At 74.0% G+C, this 14,804-nt stretch carries 11 protein-coding genes; 6 read left to right on the forward strand and 5 right to left on the reverse strand.

The features are described from left to right. Window positions 1-31: 31 nt before the first annotated feature. A complete protein-coding gene (gene helR / locus ACH4ZA_RS26515) occupies window positions 32-2,200 on the reverse strand; it encodes an RNA polymerase recycling motor ATPase HelR (protein ID WP_398431971.1) in 2,169 nt (722 codons plus the stop codon). A 770-nt stretch (window positions 2,201-2,970) separates the two neighbouring features. Here helR and ACH4ZA_RS26520 point away from each other — a divergent pair. Beyond that, entirely contained in the window at window positions 2,971-3,789 is an 819-nt protein-coding gene (locus ACH4ZA_RS26520) for a pectate lyase (RefSeq protein ID WP_398431972.1), read from the forward strand. Window positions 3,790-3,929: 140 nt separating this feature from the next. Here ACH4ZA_RS26520 and ACH4ZA_RS26525 read toward each other — a convergent pair whose 3' ends face one another. After that, window positions 3,930-4,688 (reverse strand): PaaX family transcriptional regulator C-terminal domain-containing protein, encoded by a 759-nt coding sequence (locus ACH4ZA_RS26525; protein WP_398431974.1) that lies wholly within the window; start codon window positions 4,686-4,688, stop codon window positions 3,930-3,932. 71 nt (window positions 4,689-4,759) lie between these two features. Here ACH4ZA_RS26525 and ACH4ZA_RS26530 point away from each other — a divergent pair, with 71 nt between their 5' ends. After that, window positions 4,760-6,418 carry an acyl-CoA dehydrogenase family protein gene (locus tag ACH4ZA_RS26530; RefSeq protein WP_398431975.1) on the forward strand — a complete coding sequence of 553 codons (1,659 nt, stop codon included), beginning with the start codon at window positions 4,760-4,762 and terminating at the stop codon, window positions 6,416-6,418. Window positions 6,419-6,754: 336 nt separating this feature from the next. On the opposite strand, the gene ACH4ZA_RS26535 is transcribed toward ACH4ZA_RS26530, so the two are convergent. After that, entirely contained in the window at window positions 6,755-7,336 is a 582-nt protein-coding gene (locus ACH4ZA_RS26535) for a hypothetical protein (RefSeq protein ID WP_398431976.1), read from the reverse strand. 213 nt (window positions 7,337-7,549) lie between these two features. Here ACH4ZA_RS26535 and ACH4ZA_RS26540 point away from each other — a divergent pair, with 213 nt between their 5' ends. The 4 genes from ACH4ZA_RS26540 (at window position 7,550) to ACH4ZA_RS26555 (ending at window position 11,639) form a co-directional block, all read left to right on the forward strand. Further along, complete coding sequence (locus ACH4ZA_RS26540) at window positions 7,550-8,704, forward strand: WD40/YVTN/BNR-like repeat-containing protein (RefSeq protein ID WP_398431977.1); 1,155 nt, start codon at window positions 7,550-7,552, stop codon at window positions 8,702-8,704. A gap of 141 nt (window positions 8,705-8,845) precedes the next feature. Next, complete coding sequence (locus ACH4ZA_RS26545) at window positions 8,846-9,523, forward strand: uracil-DNA glycosylase (RefSeq protein ID WP_398431978.1); 678 nt, start codon at window positions 8,846-8,848, stop codon at window positions 9,521-9,523. Then, a complete protein-coding gene (locus ACH4ZA_RS26550) occupies window positions 9,520-10,527 on the forward strand; it encodes an N-acetylglucosamine kinase (protein ID WP_398431980.1) in 1,008 nt (335 codons plus the stop codon). Before ACH4ZA_RS26545 ends, ACH4ZA_RS26550 begins: the two co-directional genes overlap by 4 nt. Before the next feature lie 188 nt (window positions 10,528-10,715). Further along, on the forward strand, window positions 10,716-11,639 hold the full coding sequence (locus ACH4ZA_RS26555) for a sirohydrochlorin chelatase (protein ID WP_398431981.1): 924 nt from the start codon (window positions 10,716-10,718) through the stop codon (window positions 11,637-11,639). Window positions 11,640-11,841: 202 nt separating this feature from the next. On the opposite strand, the gene ACH4ZA_RS26560 is transcribed toward ACH4ZA_RS26555, so the two are convergent. After that, the gene (locus ACH4ZA_RS26560) at window positions 11,842-12,888 is read right to left on the reverse strand and encodes a lactonase family protein (RefSeq protein ID WP_398431982.1); all 1,047 of its coding nucleotides are present in this window, start codon (window positions 12,886-12,888) and stop codon (window positions 11,842-11,844) included. A gap of 185 nt (window positions 12,889-13,073) precedes the next feature. Then, window positions 13,074-14,582, reverse strand: coding sequence for an FUSC family protein (locus ACH4ZA_RS26565; protein ID WP_398431983.1), 1,509 nt, complete (start codon window positions 14,580-14,582; stop codon window positions 13,074-13,076). Between the last annotated feature and the right edge of the window lie 222 nt (window positions 14,583-14,804).

A 14,804-nucleotide genomic window follows, 5' to 3' on the forward strand; every position in this document is an offset into this window, starting at 1 on the left:
GCACGCGCGTGATCGTGCGCTGCCGGACACGTCAGGAGCTCGTGAGGACGACCAGTCGCTGGGTGGCCCGGGTCATCGCGACATAGCGGTCGACCGCCCCCTCGACGCCCGCCCCGAAGGCGTCCGGGTCGATCAGCACGACCAGGTCGAACTCCAGCCCCTTCGACAGTTCCGGCGTCAGCGACCGGACGCGCGAGGTCGGCCGGAACGCCGGGTCGCCGATGACGCAGGCGATCCCGTCGTCGTGCTCGGCGAGCCAGGACCGGAGGACCTGCTCCAGCTCCGACACGTCCCCGTGGACGACGGGGACGCCGCTGCTGCGGACGGACGTCGGGACGTTGGCGTCCGGGAGCGCGGCCCGGATGACCGGCTCGGCCTCTGCCATGACCTCCTCCGGGGTCCGGTAGTTGACGGTCAGGGACGCCACGCCGATCCGGTCGAGCCCGATCCGCTCGAGCCGCTCCTGCCAGGACTCCGTGAACCCGTGCCGGGCCTGGGCACGGTCCCCGACGATGGTGAAGCTCCGCGACGGGCAGCGCAGCAGGAGCATCTGCCACTCGGCATCGGTCAGCTCCTGCGCCTCGTCCACCACGATGTGCGCGAACGGGCCGGCCAGCAGGTCCGGGTCGGCGGTGGACAGTTCGCTCTCGTCGACCAGGCTGACCTGGGCGTCCTCGCCGCGCAGCATGGTCACCAGGCCTTCGCCGTCGTCACCGTCCGCGCCGGAGTCGGCCACGGCCGCGATCAGGTTGTCGACGACCTGCGTCATGCGCTCGCGCTGGGCGGCGAGGACGGCCTTGTGCCGGACCTTGCGCCGGGCCTCCTCCGGGTCGCCGAGCCGCTGGCGTGCCGCGTCCAGGAGCGGCAGGTCGGACACCGTCCACGCCTGGGGGTCGGTGCGCTGCAGCATGCGCACCTCGTCCGGGGTGAGCCAGGGGGCGCACATCCGCAGGTAGGCGGGCACCGACCACAGGTCTCCGACCAGGTCGGCCGCTTCCAGCAGCGGCCACGCCCGGTGGAGGGCGCCGACCAGTTCGCGGTCGTGCCGCAACGCCTTGCGGAACAGTTGCGGTGAGACGTCGCCGCCGTGCTTGTCCAGCAGGATCGTGACCAGTTCCTCCCAGATCAGGTCACGCGCCTCGTTGTGCGGAGTGCCCGGCGGCGGCGCGTCGAACGCCTCGACCCAGTCGTCGGCGCCGAGCCAGACGTCGGCGTCCGAGACGGTGACCGTCATCCCCTCCGTCGGCGGAGACTCGTAGAACCGGACGGCCGTCTCGATCGCCTTCACCATGTCCGCCGACGACTTCAGCCGGGCCGTCGTCGGGTCGGCCTCGGCCGCCGCGTCGGCGCCCTCGGCGACGAGGTCGCGCAGGATGCACGTCTGCACGCCCTCCTCGCCGAGGCTCGGCAGGACGTCGGCCACATAGGCCAGGTAGGGCCGGTGCGGGCCGACGAACAGCACGCCGCCCCGACGGTGCCCGAGGCGGGGGTCGGAGTAGAGGAGGTAGGCCGAGCGGTGCAGGGCCACGACGGTCTTCCCGGTGCCCGGGCCCCCGTCGACGACGAGCGCGCCCCGCGACCCGGCGCGGATGACGGCGTCCTGGTCGGCCTGGATGGTGGCGAGCACGTCGCGCATCCGGCCCGAGCGGGTGCCGCCCAGACTGGCGATGAAGGCGGACTGGTCGTCGAGCGCGGCGTGCCCTTCGAGCCCGTCGGCGGTGAACACCTCGTCCCAGTAGTCGCTGATCCGGCCGCGGGTCCAGCGGTAGCGGCGACGGCTCACCAGGCCCATGGGATCGGCGTGCGTGGCCGCGAAGAACGGCTCGGCCGCGGGGGAACGCCAGTCGATCAGCAGCCGGCGGCCCGTGCTGTCGGTGAGGCCGATGCGTCCGACGTACAGGGGCTCGGGGTCGTCCGCGCCGACCATGTGCCCGAGGCACAGGTCCAGGCCGAAGCGGTTCAGGGAGCGCAGCCGGCCCGTCAGCCGGTGGATCTCCTGGTCGCGGTCCATCGCCTCCCGGCCGAGGCCGCCGGGGGCGCGGCGCTCGGCGTCGAGACGGGCGGAGAGCTCGGCGATCGTCTGCTCGAGGCTCTCCGCGATCGCCGCGAAGTGCTGCTCGTCGCGGGCGATCAGCTTCGGGTCGGCTTTGGCGGACAGGCGGTCGGGCAGGTCGAACGCGCCGGCGGTCGGGAGGGCCATGGGGTCGGCATGCACTTCGTAGATCACTCATTTCCGCAGGTTCGGGCCTCGGCCTGCGATTCTGCGGGATGACGGGGGCCTTGCCGCAAGCCCCCGGGTGCGCTATACGTTGAGAGTGGCAAGGAGTGATGTTTCTCCGTTGCCCTTTCTTTTTTCCCCGCCGCCGTCGGGCGGTTTCCTCACATCTGCGCGATCTTACGCGCGCCCCCGGAGCGAGCCGTCGGGCATGCCGTCCTCGCAGGGCACACAGAGGGCTCTGCCGCCCCGGGAGACGTCGTCGACTCCGCGTGCAGGCAGCCCCGTCGAGCGTGAGGAGACCTGGTGCGGTGCTGTTTCCGGTGCGAGCGGCCCGGGAACCGATGGTGACGCCTGCACCGGCGGCAAGGGCGCCTGCGCGGGCCGCGTCGGTGGCAGTGACCGTTCCGAAGGCCGTTGCCGTCACCGTCGTGAAAGTCACTCTCACCCCGCATCGCGGCACGCACATGCCCGCCGCGAAAGCGCGCCCACGCTTCGTCGCGCACACCTTCCGGAGCCGGCCGGGAGGACCCGGCCGACCGGAACAAGACGGGAACGGGACGGGAACGAGACGGGAAAGCGTTCTGCGCAAGACGTTGACTAGAAAGCGCTTGCCCCCTACGTTCCGTTCAGCAGTGTGACCGAGCCGCTCAGCTGGACCCCACAAAGGCCGCACTGTCCGATCAAGTCGTTCAGGTTCACGCTCGTCATTCACATACTTGATCTTCCCCACGTCCGGAAGAAGGCATCGGGACATGACTCCACCGGTAGCTTCCGCACCACTTCGCGCCCGTGGGCGCGCCCTCGCCGGAGGGCTGGCCGCCACCGCTCTCACAGTTGGCATGATCATGACTAGTGGGGCGCTGACCCCCGCGAGTGCCGCCACCTGGCCCACCCCCACCAGCAGCAAGGCGGTGACCGCCACCATCTCGGTCTCCGGCACCAAGGACTACGGGATGCAGCGCCTCTACGGCAGCGGCGACCTCGGCAGCGGCGGCCAGAACGAGGACCAGGACCCGATCCTGGAGCTCAAGCCCGGCGCCGTCCTGAAGAACGTCATCATCGGCGCGCCCGCCGCCGACGGCATCCACTGCCTCGGCAGCTGCACCCTGCAGAACGTCTGGTGGGAGGACGTCGGCGAGGACGCGGCGACCTTCCTCGGCTCCTCGTCGTCCAACGTCTACACCGTCTCCGGCGGAGGGGCGAAGGAGGCCAGCGACAAGGTGTTCCAGTTCAACGGCGCCGGCACGCTGAACGTCTCCAACTTCGCCGTGAAGAACTTCGGCACCTTCGTGCGCAGTTGCGGCAACTGCAAGAGCGGCCAGTACAAGCGCACGATCAACCTGAACAGCATCGAGGCGACCTACAAGGGCAACAAGCTCGTCGGCATCAACACGAACTACGGCGACAGCGCCACCCTCAGGAAGATCACCATCGTCGGGGACAGCAGCAAGAAGATCACCCCGTGCCAGAAGTACATCGGCAACAACACCGGCAAGGAGCCGACCACCAACGGCAGCAACGCGGACGGGACGTACTGCAAGTACTCGTCGTCCGACATCACCTACAGGTAGGCCGCCCGGCCCGCCGGACCCCCACGGTGAGACGGCGGCCGTACGGAGCGTCCCCCGCACGACGCTCCGCACGGCCGCCCCGCCCATCCGCCCGGTCCGTCGCGCCCCGTCGCCGCCCCGTCGCGCCCGGTCCGCTCCGCCTACCGGCCCGGGCCGGACGCCGTGGCGGCGATCTCGTGCCGGTACCGCTCGTAGGCGGTGCGCAGGACGGGGCCCGGCCAGTCGGCGGGCAGCAGTGCGGCGGGCAGCACCGGGTCGGCCAGCAGGTGCCGCACCACCGCCGCGAGCGCCGTGAACCGGTCGGCGGGCGTTTGGGCCCGCTCGACGTGGGCCAGCAGGTCCCGGGCCGTCCGCGCCCACGCACCGAGCGGCCACAGGCTCACCGCCAGCTCGCGAGCGGGCGTCGAGGGCCGTGTGACGAAGTGCTGCAGCACGTGGTCCGTCCCGGCGGGCCACGACCGGCTCAGATTCGCCGGCCGCAGCCAGACGCCCTCGCGGAGCTCGGCGAGCCTCAGGGCGCTCAGCCGGGTGCGCAGTTCGGCGCGTTCGGCCGGGCCGCGACCGGTCGCGGTGATCACGGCCATCTCCCAGTCGCCGTCCCACGCGCGTGTGTGCGGGTGCAGGGCGTCGTCCTGGCGTCGTTGACGCTCCAGCAGCCGGTCGCTCAGACGGTAGACGCCGCCCGCCCGGCGCAGATCGCCCGCCGCGACCATCCGACTCAGCGCCGCCCGCACCGTGGAGCCGCCGACACCGAACGGCTCGACCCCGCGGACCAGGTCCTTCGCGGCCAGTTCGGGCGGGTGCGAGCCCAGCAGCAGGCTCAGCACCACCGACCGCGCGGACAGCGGGCGCAGGTCGACCTCGACCTCACCGGGCTGCGCCGACACGTTGATCCGCATAGGGCCGTACTTTAGTGGGCGCACGTATTGCACCATTGCTACGACTGTCGAAGAAGTGCAACATGGTGCGCATGTCCCGGACACTGTCGCTCCAGGTGACGCACGACGTCACGAATCAGCCGCCGCCGCTCGCCCCGTACGACGCCTCCGAGGACGCCGCCCTGCTGGAGGGGCTGCGCCGGGAGGGCGCGGGGTGGGCGGAGGCGGACGTACGCCGGATCGGTCTGCTGGCGGGCGGCGTCGAGGCCCAGGAGTGGGGCGAGCTGGCCAACCGGCACGAGCCCCTGCTGCGCACGCACGACCGGTACGGCCACCGCGTCGACGAGGTCGACTTCCATCCCAGCTGGCACGAGCTGATGCGGGTCGCGGTCGCCGAAGGGCTGGCCGGGGCGCCCTGGGCGGACGACCGGCCCGGCGCCCACGTGGCGCGCACGGCGGGCGGCCTGGCGTGGGGGCACACGGACGCCGGACACGGCTGTCCCACGTCGATGACGTACGCGGCCGTCCCCGCCCTGCGACGCCGGCCGGAGCTCGCCGCGGTGTACGAGCCGCTGCTCACGAGCCGCGTGTACGACCCGGGACTGCGGCCGCCGGCCGAGAAGCGCGGGCTGCTCGCCGGCATGGGGATGACCGAGAAGCAGGGCGGCTCCGACGTCCGGACGAACACGACCGCGGCCGCCCCGACGGCGGAGCCCGGGCTGTACACCCTGCGCGGGCACAAGTGGTTCACGTCGGCCCCGATGTGCGATCTGTTCCTGGTCCTGGCCCAGGCGCCCGGTGGCCTGTCCTGCTTCCTCGTGCCGCGCGTGCTGCCGGACGGCACGCGCAACCCGTTCCGCGTCCAGCGTCTGAAGGAGAAGCTCGGCAACCGCTCCAACGCGTCCTCCGAGCCCGAGTTCGACGGGACCGTGGCCTGGCTGGTCGGGCCGGAGGGACAGGGCGTGAAGACCATCATCGAGATGGTCAACTGCACACGGCTGGACTGCGTGATGATGTCGGCGACGCTGATGCGCAAGACGCTCGTCGAGGCGGGACACCATGTGCGGCACCGCAGCGCTTTCGGGGCGCGGCTGCTCGACCAGCCGCTGATGCGCAACGTTCTGGCCGATCTGGCGCTGGAGTCGGAGGCCGCCACGACGCTCACGCTGCGGCTGGCCGGCGCGGCCGACCGCGCGGTGCGCGGGGACGAGGGCGAGCAGGCCTTCCGGCGGATCGCGACCGCCGTCGGCAAGTACTGGGTGACCAAGCGGGGGCCGGCCTTCACGGCAGAGGCTCTGGAGTGCCTCGGCGGCAACGGCTACGTGGAGGACTCGGGCATGCCGCGGCACTACCGCGAAGCGCCCCTGCTGTCGATCTGGGAGGGCTCGGGCAACGTCAACGCCCTCGACGTGCTGCGGGCGTTGACCCGCGAGCCGGCGACGGCGGAGGCCCTGTTCGGCGAACTCGCCCTGTCCCGCGGGGCGGACGCCCGTCTCGACGGGGCCGTGGCACGCCTGCGCACCGGGCTGGGCGAGGCGACGCAGGCCGGCGCCCGTCGGCTGGTCGAGCGGATGGCCCTCGTCCTGCAGGGCTCCCTTCTCGTCCGTCACGCCCCGCCGGCCGTCGCCGACGCCTTCTGCGCGACCCGGCTGGGCGGCGACTGGGGACATGCCTTCGGCACCCTTCCGGACGGCGCCGATCTCGGCGGGATCCTCGAGCGGAGCCTTCCGGCCGGTTCCTCCCGCCCGTAGCTGCCACCGCCGGCGTGTCCTGGGGCTGTCGCGTGCGCGCCTCGCGTCCGGGTGCGCGAGCGCGAGGCGCGCGACGAACGCGACGAGCGACCGATCGTCACGCTCGTCGAGTGCCGGGCCGCTTCCCGCGGCGCCGTCCGGGACGGGCGGCCGATGCCTGGACCCCTGTCTCGTCGCGCGGTGCACCGCGGCGCGCGGGCCGGACCGCGGCCGGCCGCGTCGTCCCGCCTCGCCGTCTGCGCGCCCCGAAGGCTCCGGGCGAGGGCAGGGCACGGCGGAGCGGCCCGTGCCGCACCCTGTGAGGGCGGGCGCGGGCGGGTGGTCCCGCAGGGCGGGTCAACTCGCCGGACGTCCCCGCAGGGCGTCGAAGCGGGCCCAGTCGATGTCCCACTGGGCGACCCGGCGGCGTTCCAGGCGACCGCGCAGGACGCGGCCTCCCGCGAAGGGCAGCGTCGCCACGCCGAGCCCCGCCACGCCGCCGACGAGAGACGCGCGCAGGCGGGCCTGGGCGGCGCCGACGGGTTCGGTCACCATGCGGCCCCGGGGGTCCGTCCAGACCGTGACGGGCGTGCCGGCGGCACTGCCGGGGCCGACCCTGACCTGCCCGGTGTGCCTGGAGCCGTCGGGCCCCGTCCAGCCCGCCTTCGCCCACACGCGATCACCGCTCACGGACCCGCTCGCCGCGGGCTTGCCGGGGGCAGGGTCGGTCAGACGGCCCGTGAGCGGCCGCCACTCGACACGCTCGCGCGCGAGGCCGTCCTCGACGGACCCCGCCGTCGCCCACCCCGCGAGGACGCCGGCGAGCACGGTCAGCGCCCACACGCCGAGCACGACCCAGGACTCCACCATGTCGGCGGGGCGCTTGAGCGGATTGCGCCGCCAGCGCCACAGCCACACCTTCGGACCACGGAACGCCATCGAAGGCATCCTCCTCACGAACACACGTACATCCCGGCCGCCCTCCCATACGGGGCGCACGGGCGCGATGCTCAGGGCGAGTCCGGGGGCCGGCCGTCCCGCCGGCCCGCGGTGCGCCCGCGGACGTCCGGCGGACGAGGCCAAAGTCCAGCCGCACAGGGCCGCCAGGGCCGTCGTGACCTGCGACGACGACTTTTCCGGAGGTGACTGTCAGTGGCGGGGTGCAGACTGGCCGGTGTCTGGGACGAAGGCGTCGAAGACGCAGCGGAGGTGATCGGCATGACCGAGGTACTGCTCGCCGTGGGCACGCGCAAAGGCCTGTTCGTCGGGCGTCGGCGCGGTGGGGCGTGGGAGTTCGACGAAGCCCCTCATTTCAATGCGCAGGCGATCTACTCGGTCGCCCTCGACACCCGCGGCGACCGCCCGCGGCTGCTCGCCGGCGGCGACAGCGCGCACTGGGGACCGTCGGTGTTCCACTCCGACGACCTCGGCCGGACCTGGACCGAACCGGCCGCGCCGGCCGTCAAGTTCCCTCAGGACACCGGGGCCTCGCTGGAGCGGGTGTGGCAGCTGCACCCGTCCGCGGCCGAGCCGGACGTCGTCTACGCGGGCACCGAGCCGGCCGCGCTCTACCGCTCGGAGGACCGCGGCGAGAGCTTCGACCTGGTCCGCCCGCTCTGGGAACACCCGACTCGCTCCCGGTGGGTGCCCGGCGGTGGCGGGGAAGGCCTGCACACGATCCTCACCGACCGGCGCGACCCGCGATCGGTGACCGTGGCCGTGTCGACGGCCGGAGTGTTCCGCACAGCCGACGGCGGAGCGAACTGGTCCCCCGCCAACTCGGGCGTCTCCGCGGTGTTCCTGCCCGATCCGAACCCGGAGTTCGGCCAGTGCGTGCACAAGGTCGCGAGGGACGCGGCGAATCCCGACCGTCTCTACCTCCAGAACCACTGGGGGGTGTACCGGAGCGACGACGCGGGCGGGCAGTGGACCGACATCGGCCCGGGCCTGCCCTCCACCTTCGGTTTCGCCGTCGCCGCGCACCCCACCCGCGGGGACACGGCGTACGTGTTCCCGATCAACGCCGACGCGGACCGGGTGCCGGCCGACCGCCGGTGCCGGGTCTTCCGCACCGCGGACGCGGGCGCGAGCTGGGAGCCGCTCTCCTCGGGCCTGCCGCAGGAGGACCACTACGGGACCGTCCTGCGCGACGCGCTGTGCACCGACGACGTCGCGGAGCGGGCCGGCGTGTACTTCGGCAACCGCAACGGCGAGGTGTTCGCGTCGTCGGACGACGGGGACAGCTGGCAGCAGCTGGCCTCGCACCTGCCGGACGTGCTGTGCGTGCGGGCCGCGGTGGTCGGATGACGCGGACCGGACACGCAGGGGTCGGGTCTTCCGGCCGCACGCCGGCCCGGCGGATGGCACCGGGCCGGACGCGCTCCTTCCGGTCAACAGGCCCTGGCCACTGGTTGATCGTCACGCCCCCCGCGGCAGTAGGGTGACGCCGTGGCACCACGACCCCTGCATGAAATCGTCGAACCGGGCTGGGCCGAGGCCCTCCGACCCGTCGCCGGGAAGATCGCCGAGATGGGCGAGTTCCTGCGCGCGGAGATAGCCGCGGGACGCACCTACCTCCCGGCCGGACAGAACGTCCTGCGAGCCTTCCAGCAGCCCTTCGACGACGTCCGCGTCCTGATCGTCGGACAGGACCCCTACCCGACGCCCGGGCACGCGGTCGGGCTGTCGTTCTCGGTCGCCCCCGAGGTACGGCCGCTGCCCGGCAGCCTGATCAACATCTACCGTGAGCTCACGACCGACCTGGGCGTGCCCCAGCCGTCCGACGGCGACCTGACGCCGTGGACGCGGCAGGGGGTGCTGCTGCTCAACAGGGCGCTCACCACGGCTCCGCGCAAACCGGCCGCGCACCGTGGCAAGGGCTGGGAAGAGGTCACCGAGCAGGCGATCAGGGCGCTGGCGGCACGCGGCAAGCCGCTGGTGTCCGTCCTGTGGGGCCGCGACGCCCGCAACCTGCGCCCGCTGCTGGGCGATCTGCCGTCGGTGGAGTCCGCGCACCCCTCCCCCATGTCGGCGGATCGCGGCTTCTTCGGCTCACGGCCGTTCAGCAGGGCCAACGACCTGCTGGTCCGGCAGGGGGGTCAGCCGGTGGACTGGCGCCTGCCGTGACCTTCGGCGCCGGCCCGGACGCCGACGACGAGACCGACGCCGGAAAGGGCGTCCTCGCCGTGGATTCGGGCGGTTCGGGATTGCGGATCGCTCTGGGGTCGGCCGGGCGGGGCGCTCTGGGGCGACGCTCGTCCACGGTGGCCGTGCGCACCGGGCCGCGCGGCATCGATCCGGTGCACCTGATGGAGCAACTGGTGCCGCTGGTCAGGTCGTTGGCGGCCGAGACCGACGCACCGCCGCCGACCACGGCCGTCGTCGGCGCGGCGGGCCTCGCCACCCTCGGCGACGCGCTGCGCGCCGAACTGCCGTCCGCCCTGGCGCGGGAGTTCGGCGTCCGTACGACCGCACTGGCAGCCGACGCGGTCACCGCCTACGCCGGGGCGCTCGGGGAGCGACCGGGGGCGGTGGTGGCCGCGGGCACCGGCCTGATCGCGGTCGGCACGGATCTGACGGCCTGGCAGCGGGCGGACGGCTGGGGACATCTGCTCGGCGACTGCGGGAGCGGCGCCTGGATCGGCCGGGCCGGTCTCGAGGCCGCGCTGCGCGCCCACGACGGACGCCCTGGCGGGTCCACGGCGCTGCTGGCCCGCGCCGAGGAGCGGTTCGGCCCGGTGGCCGGGCTGCCCGGGCGCCTCTACCCACGCCCGGACCGGCCTGCCGTCCTCGCCTCGTTCGCGCCGCCGGTGGCCGAGTGCGCGCAGGACGACCCGGCGGCGGCCGGCATCCTGCACACGGCGGCCCGGCACATCGCGGAGTCGGCCGCAGCCGTCTGCCCGCCGGGAGGCGAGCCCCTGGTCGCGCTCACCGGGGGCCTGTTCGCCCTGGGCGCCCCCCTCCTCGTCCCCCTGGAGGAGGAACTGGCGAGGCGGCTGCCGCACGCCCTGCGTGCGCCCGCCGAGGGCGATCCGCTGGACGGCGCCGTGCGCATCGCCGTCGGCCTGGCGACGGGCATGCTGGACCTGCCGCATGAGGAGACGCTGCTGTCGGTGCTGCCGTCCGTGTAATGCACAGCGCGTAGGGAACGTACGTCATGCCCCAAAAGGGGGATTACCCCCTTCGAGGGCAAGTCGCCTGGAAAACACGCTGATCACTTCTGATCCGTACGTAACTCATCAGACAAAACCGGACGGATACCGCTCACGTGCACCCTCCCCGAACAGGGGAGCCCAGGAAGCCAGTAACATGCGTCGCCATGAGCTCCCCCACTGGGCCCGCGTCCGGCCTGCCAGTACGAATGCCGCGACCTCGCCAGCCCGGGCGGCACCGCCGACCCGAGCCGCTGGCGGCTCCCGAGGGCGCGCCCGCGCTCGTCCTCGCGGTGCCGGGCACGCCGAGCGTCGCCACCCGCGGTCTCGCCGAGGAGGTCGTGAGCATCGCCCGCTCCGAGCTCCCCGGCCTCGACGCGCGCATCGGCTACCTCGACGGGGACGACACCGAGTTCCCCACCGTCCAGTCCGTGCTGACGTACGCGGCCGAGGAGCGCACCGCCCGCTTCGAGCAGGCCCGTGCCGCCGGTCTGGACGTCAAGGAGCCCGACGGCCCGGTCGCGGTGGTCGTGCCGTTGCTGGCCGGTCCCGACAGCGCGCTGCTGCGCCAGGTCCGCCAGGCCGTCATGGAGAGCCGGATCGCGGCCGAGCTGACCGATGTGCTCGGCCCGCACCCGCTGCTCGCCGAGGCGCTGCACGTGCGGCTGTCGGAGGCGGGCCTCGCCCGAGCCGACCGCGCCCGGCTGTTCACCGTGGCGACGGCCGCGGACGGCATCATCCTCGCCTCCGTGGGCGGCGAGGAGGCCGTGCAGGCCGCCGGCATCACCGGCATGCTGCTCGCCGCGCGTCTCGCCGTTCCCGTGATGGCTGCGGCGCTCGACCAGGAGGGTTCCATCGCCTCCGTCGCCGAGCAGCTGCGCTCCTCCGGCTCCCAGCAGCTGGCGCTGGCCCCCTACCTGATCGGCCCGGAGATCGACGCCACGCTGATCGAGGAGGCGGCCAAGGAGGCGGGCTGCCCCGCCGCCGACGCGCTCGGCCCCTACCCGGCCATCGGCAAGCTCGCGCTGGCCAAGTACACGACGGCCCTCGGCATCGCGCCGCCGCAGCAGCAGGGCGCGCCGGTCCGCTGAGCCGCCCGGCACCACCTCAGGACGCCGTGAAGGGCCCCCTCCCGTCCAGGAGGGGGCCCTTCACGTCCCGCGCCGTACGACGGACCGGACGGCCGGATCGGCGGAGAAGGACGCGGAGGCGAAGGCCTAGGCAAGGGCCGGAGGCCGAGGGCCGATCCCGCCGACGAGACCGCGGGTCAGCCGAGGACCACGAAAGCGCGGGTCAGCCGAGGACCACGCAGGACGCGGCGGCGACCGCGACCGAGCCCGCGCGGCGGGGCAGGCCGGTCGTCGGGTCCAGCGTGAACCAGGTGACGTCGCCGGAGCGCTCGTTGGCGACGTAGAGGACGTCTCCCGAGTCGGCGAGGGCCACCGCCCGCGGCCACCGCCCGTGGCAGGGCGCCGTCCCGACGAGGCGCAGCGCCTCGCCCCCGGCTTCGACGGCGAACACCGAGAGGACGTCCTCGCCGCGGGTGGCGGTCCACACGAAGCGGCCGTCGGGTGAGACGACGAGGCCGGAGGGGTAGGCGTCCCCGGCCGGCGCGCCGGGCAGCACGGCGGCCTCGGCGAGCGGCTTGAGGGAGCCCTCCGCCGCGTCCCAGCGGCAGACGGTGACCGTCGGCGTGAGCTCGTTGACGACGTAGGCGTGCCGGCCCGCCGGGTGGAAGGCCAGGTGGCGTGGCCCCGACCCGGGGCGCAGGGCGTGTTCCCGGTGCAGGACGGGCGCGCCGTCGCGCATCGCGCAGACCCGCACCGAGTCCGTGCCGAGGTCCACGCTGACCGCCCACCGCCCGCTGGGGTCGGGCTGCACATGGTGGGCGTGCGGGCCCTGCTGGCGACGCGTGTGCGGACCCGAGCCGGTGTGCCGCAGGATGCCGGAGGCTGCGCGGGCGAGGGTGCCGTCGGCCCGGACCGGGACGGCGGTGACGCTTCCGGAGCCGTAGTTGGCGGTCAGGACGTGCCCGTCGAACACGCTGAGGTGGGTGGGCCCGCTGCCGCCGACCAGTACCGGAGGGCCGGCCTGTTCGGGCACGTCGCCCGCCACCCGGTAGGCGGCCACCGCGCCGTCCGTCGTCTCGCTGACCGCGTACAGCGTCTCCCCGGTGGGCGACAGGGCCAGGTACGAGGGGTCCGGAACGCCGTTCACGCTGCTCACGACGGTCAGGGCGCCGCTGCTGCGGTCCACGTCGGCAACCACGATGCCGGGCCCTCCCGCCGCCGTGAACGAGCCGATGAACGCCCGCCGTCGTCTTCCGCCGAGGTCTGCCACCGCTGTCGCCTCCCGGGTCGCCGCTGCCGCTGATGACGCTGCCTCTCGGGGTGACGGTAGCAGTCGATCACCAGCGGTCTAGACCAGACTCGCTCCGCATGGTCCGCGGGCCGCCGTCGGGCGGCCGGCCGAGGCCTCCGGCGCGACGTCCGCGTGCACCGCCGACGGCAGGGGGCGCCTGCGTGTCAGGCGCCGGCCGGGAGGCGGTCGGCGCGGCGCAGCGGGACGGCGAGTTCGAGGAGCGCGCGTTCCAGGGCGTGCAGGTGGGCCAGCACCGGCTCGGCCGGGGCGGCGGCCGGGGCCGCGCCGGTCGCCGTGGGGCGAGGGCCGGCGCCCGCCGGGACGGTGAGCGCCTCGACCGCGGCCTCGACCCGCCGGCAGGCGGTGACGAGACGGGCGTCGTGCGAGGCCTGCGGGTCCGCGGCGACGGCGGCGAGCCCGCGCACCTCGCGGGCGCACTCGTCGAGCAGCGCGAGCACGTGCCGGGCCCTGCCCTTGCGGGCACGCAACGGGCTGAGCGGATGCACGAGCGGCGCCAACGACATCCGTACCCGGGCCAGGATCTGTTCGAGTTCGGCCACCCGCCGGGACGGGTCCGCGGTCGCGGCGCCCGCGAGCCGCGCTGCCGCCTCGGCCGTGCAGGCGTGCACGCAGCGCAGCGCGCGCTCCACCCACGCGTCCGTGACGGAGTGCGTGGTCACCGGCAGCACCAGCAGGACCGCCAGGACGGCGCCCAGCGCGCCCACCGCCGTCTCGGCCGCCCGCAGGGCGAGCAGCGCCGGGTCGAGCAGCCCCAACAGCCCGTACAGCGCGCTGGCCATGACCGTGACGGACAGCATCATCCACGTGTAGGAGACGGCGGCCGTGTAGAAGATCCCGAAGACGCCGACGCCGACGACCGCGGCGGACGCCACGGGCTCTCCGTGCAGGGGCACCGCCACCACGAGTCCCAGCGCGATCCCGAGGACGGTCCCGAGGAACCGCCGGAACCCGCGCACCAGCGTCTCGCCGCGCGAGGCGGTGTTCACGAACACCCACCAGGTCGCGCCCACGGCCCAGTACCACCGCTGGTCGGAGAGGACCTGCCCGACCGACAGGGCGATCGCGGCCCCCACGGTCGCCTGGACCGCCTGCCGGGTCGTGACCCGTGCGAGACCGCGGCCACCGTTCGGCGGAGCGACGACCGGCGGGGCGGGCGAGCGCCGCTCGTAGCACCACGCCCCGAACCGCACCGCGGACGACGCCGCCAGCGACAGCGTCACGGCCGCGCAGAGCTCCGGCAGCCGGGCGGGGACCGTGTGGAGGAACTGCGCGGCGAAGTACGTCATGAAGGCGAACACCCCGAGCGAGTGTCCGCGCGGTCCCCACCGGCGCGCATAGGCTCCGGCGCCCACGACGGCGAGGAAGACCAGGTCACGGGCGACGGGGTGGTCGTGCAGGAAGGCCGCGAGAGTGAGCACCGGCAGCCCGACGGCGGGCAGGAGCGCCGTCGTCACGGCCTGGCCGCGCACGGTCGGGTCGGTCACCGTGAACAGGGCCAGCAGCGCGGCCAGCCCTCCGGTGACGGCCGCCGTCAACGTGTGCCCGGCCGCTCCGCACAGGGCGACGGCCAGCCCGACGCCGAGCACGGCCCTGGAGGCGAACCGCAGCCGTGCCCGCCCCGGATCCGGCGCCACGAAAGCCCTCTTCAGCAAGCTGCCCCGCCCTTTCCCACCCGTACGTGCCGACGGCACGGAAAAGGCGCCGCGGGGTCCGCAGCGCCATCGACGGGGTCATCTCAGCACCAGAGGGGCGAATGGTTCAACCGGCTCGCAGAACACTGCGCCAATGGCACAGGCGCGTGGGTCCGGGACCGGCCGCCGGTCGGCCAACGGCCCACTCGCCCCGGACACGCGGTCCGACGGCACGCCCCGGCC

The sequence above is a fragment of the Streptomyces sp. NPDC020597 genome (genome assembly GCF_044335095.1).
In the GTDB taxonomy this organism is placed as follows: Bacteria; Actinomycetota; Actinomycetes; order Streptomycetales; family Streptomycetaceae; genus Streptomyces.

Excerpts from the sequence above, each read along its gene's own strand:
- helR (WP_398431971.1), bottom strand. The coding sequence starts at position 2,200 with ATGGCCCTCCCGACCGCCGGCGCGTTCGACCTGCCCGACCGCCTGTCC.
- ACH4ZA_RS26520 (WP_398431972.1), top strand. The coding sequence starts at position 2,971 with ATGACTCCACCGGTAGCTTCCGCACCACTTCGCGCCCGTGGGCGCGCC.
- ACH4ZA_RS26525 (WP_398431974.1), bottom strand. The coding sequence starts at position 4,688 with ATGCGGATCAACGTGTCGGCGCAGCCCGGTGAGGTCGAGGTCGACCTG.
- ACH4ZA_RS26530 (WP_398431975.1), top strand. The coding sequence starts at position 4,760 with ATGTCCCGGACACTGTCGCTCCAGGTGACGCACGACGTCACGAATCAG.
- ACH4ZA_RS26535 (WP_398431976.1), bottom strand. The coding sequence starts at position 7,336 with ATGGCGTTCCGTGGTCCGAAGGTGTGGCTGTGGCGCTGGCGGCGCAAT.
- ACH4ZA_RS26555 (WP_398431981.1), top strand. The coding sequence starts at position 10,716 with ATGAGCTCCCCCACTGGGCCCGCGTCCGGCCTGCCAGTACGAATGCCG.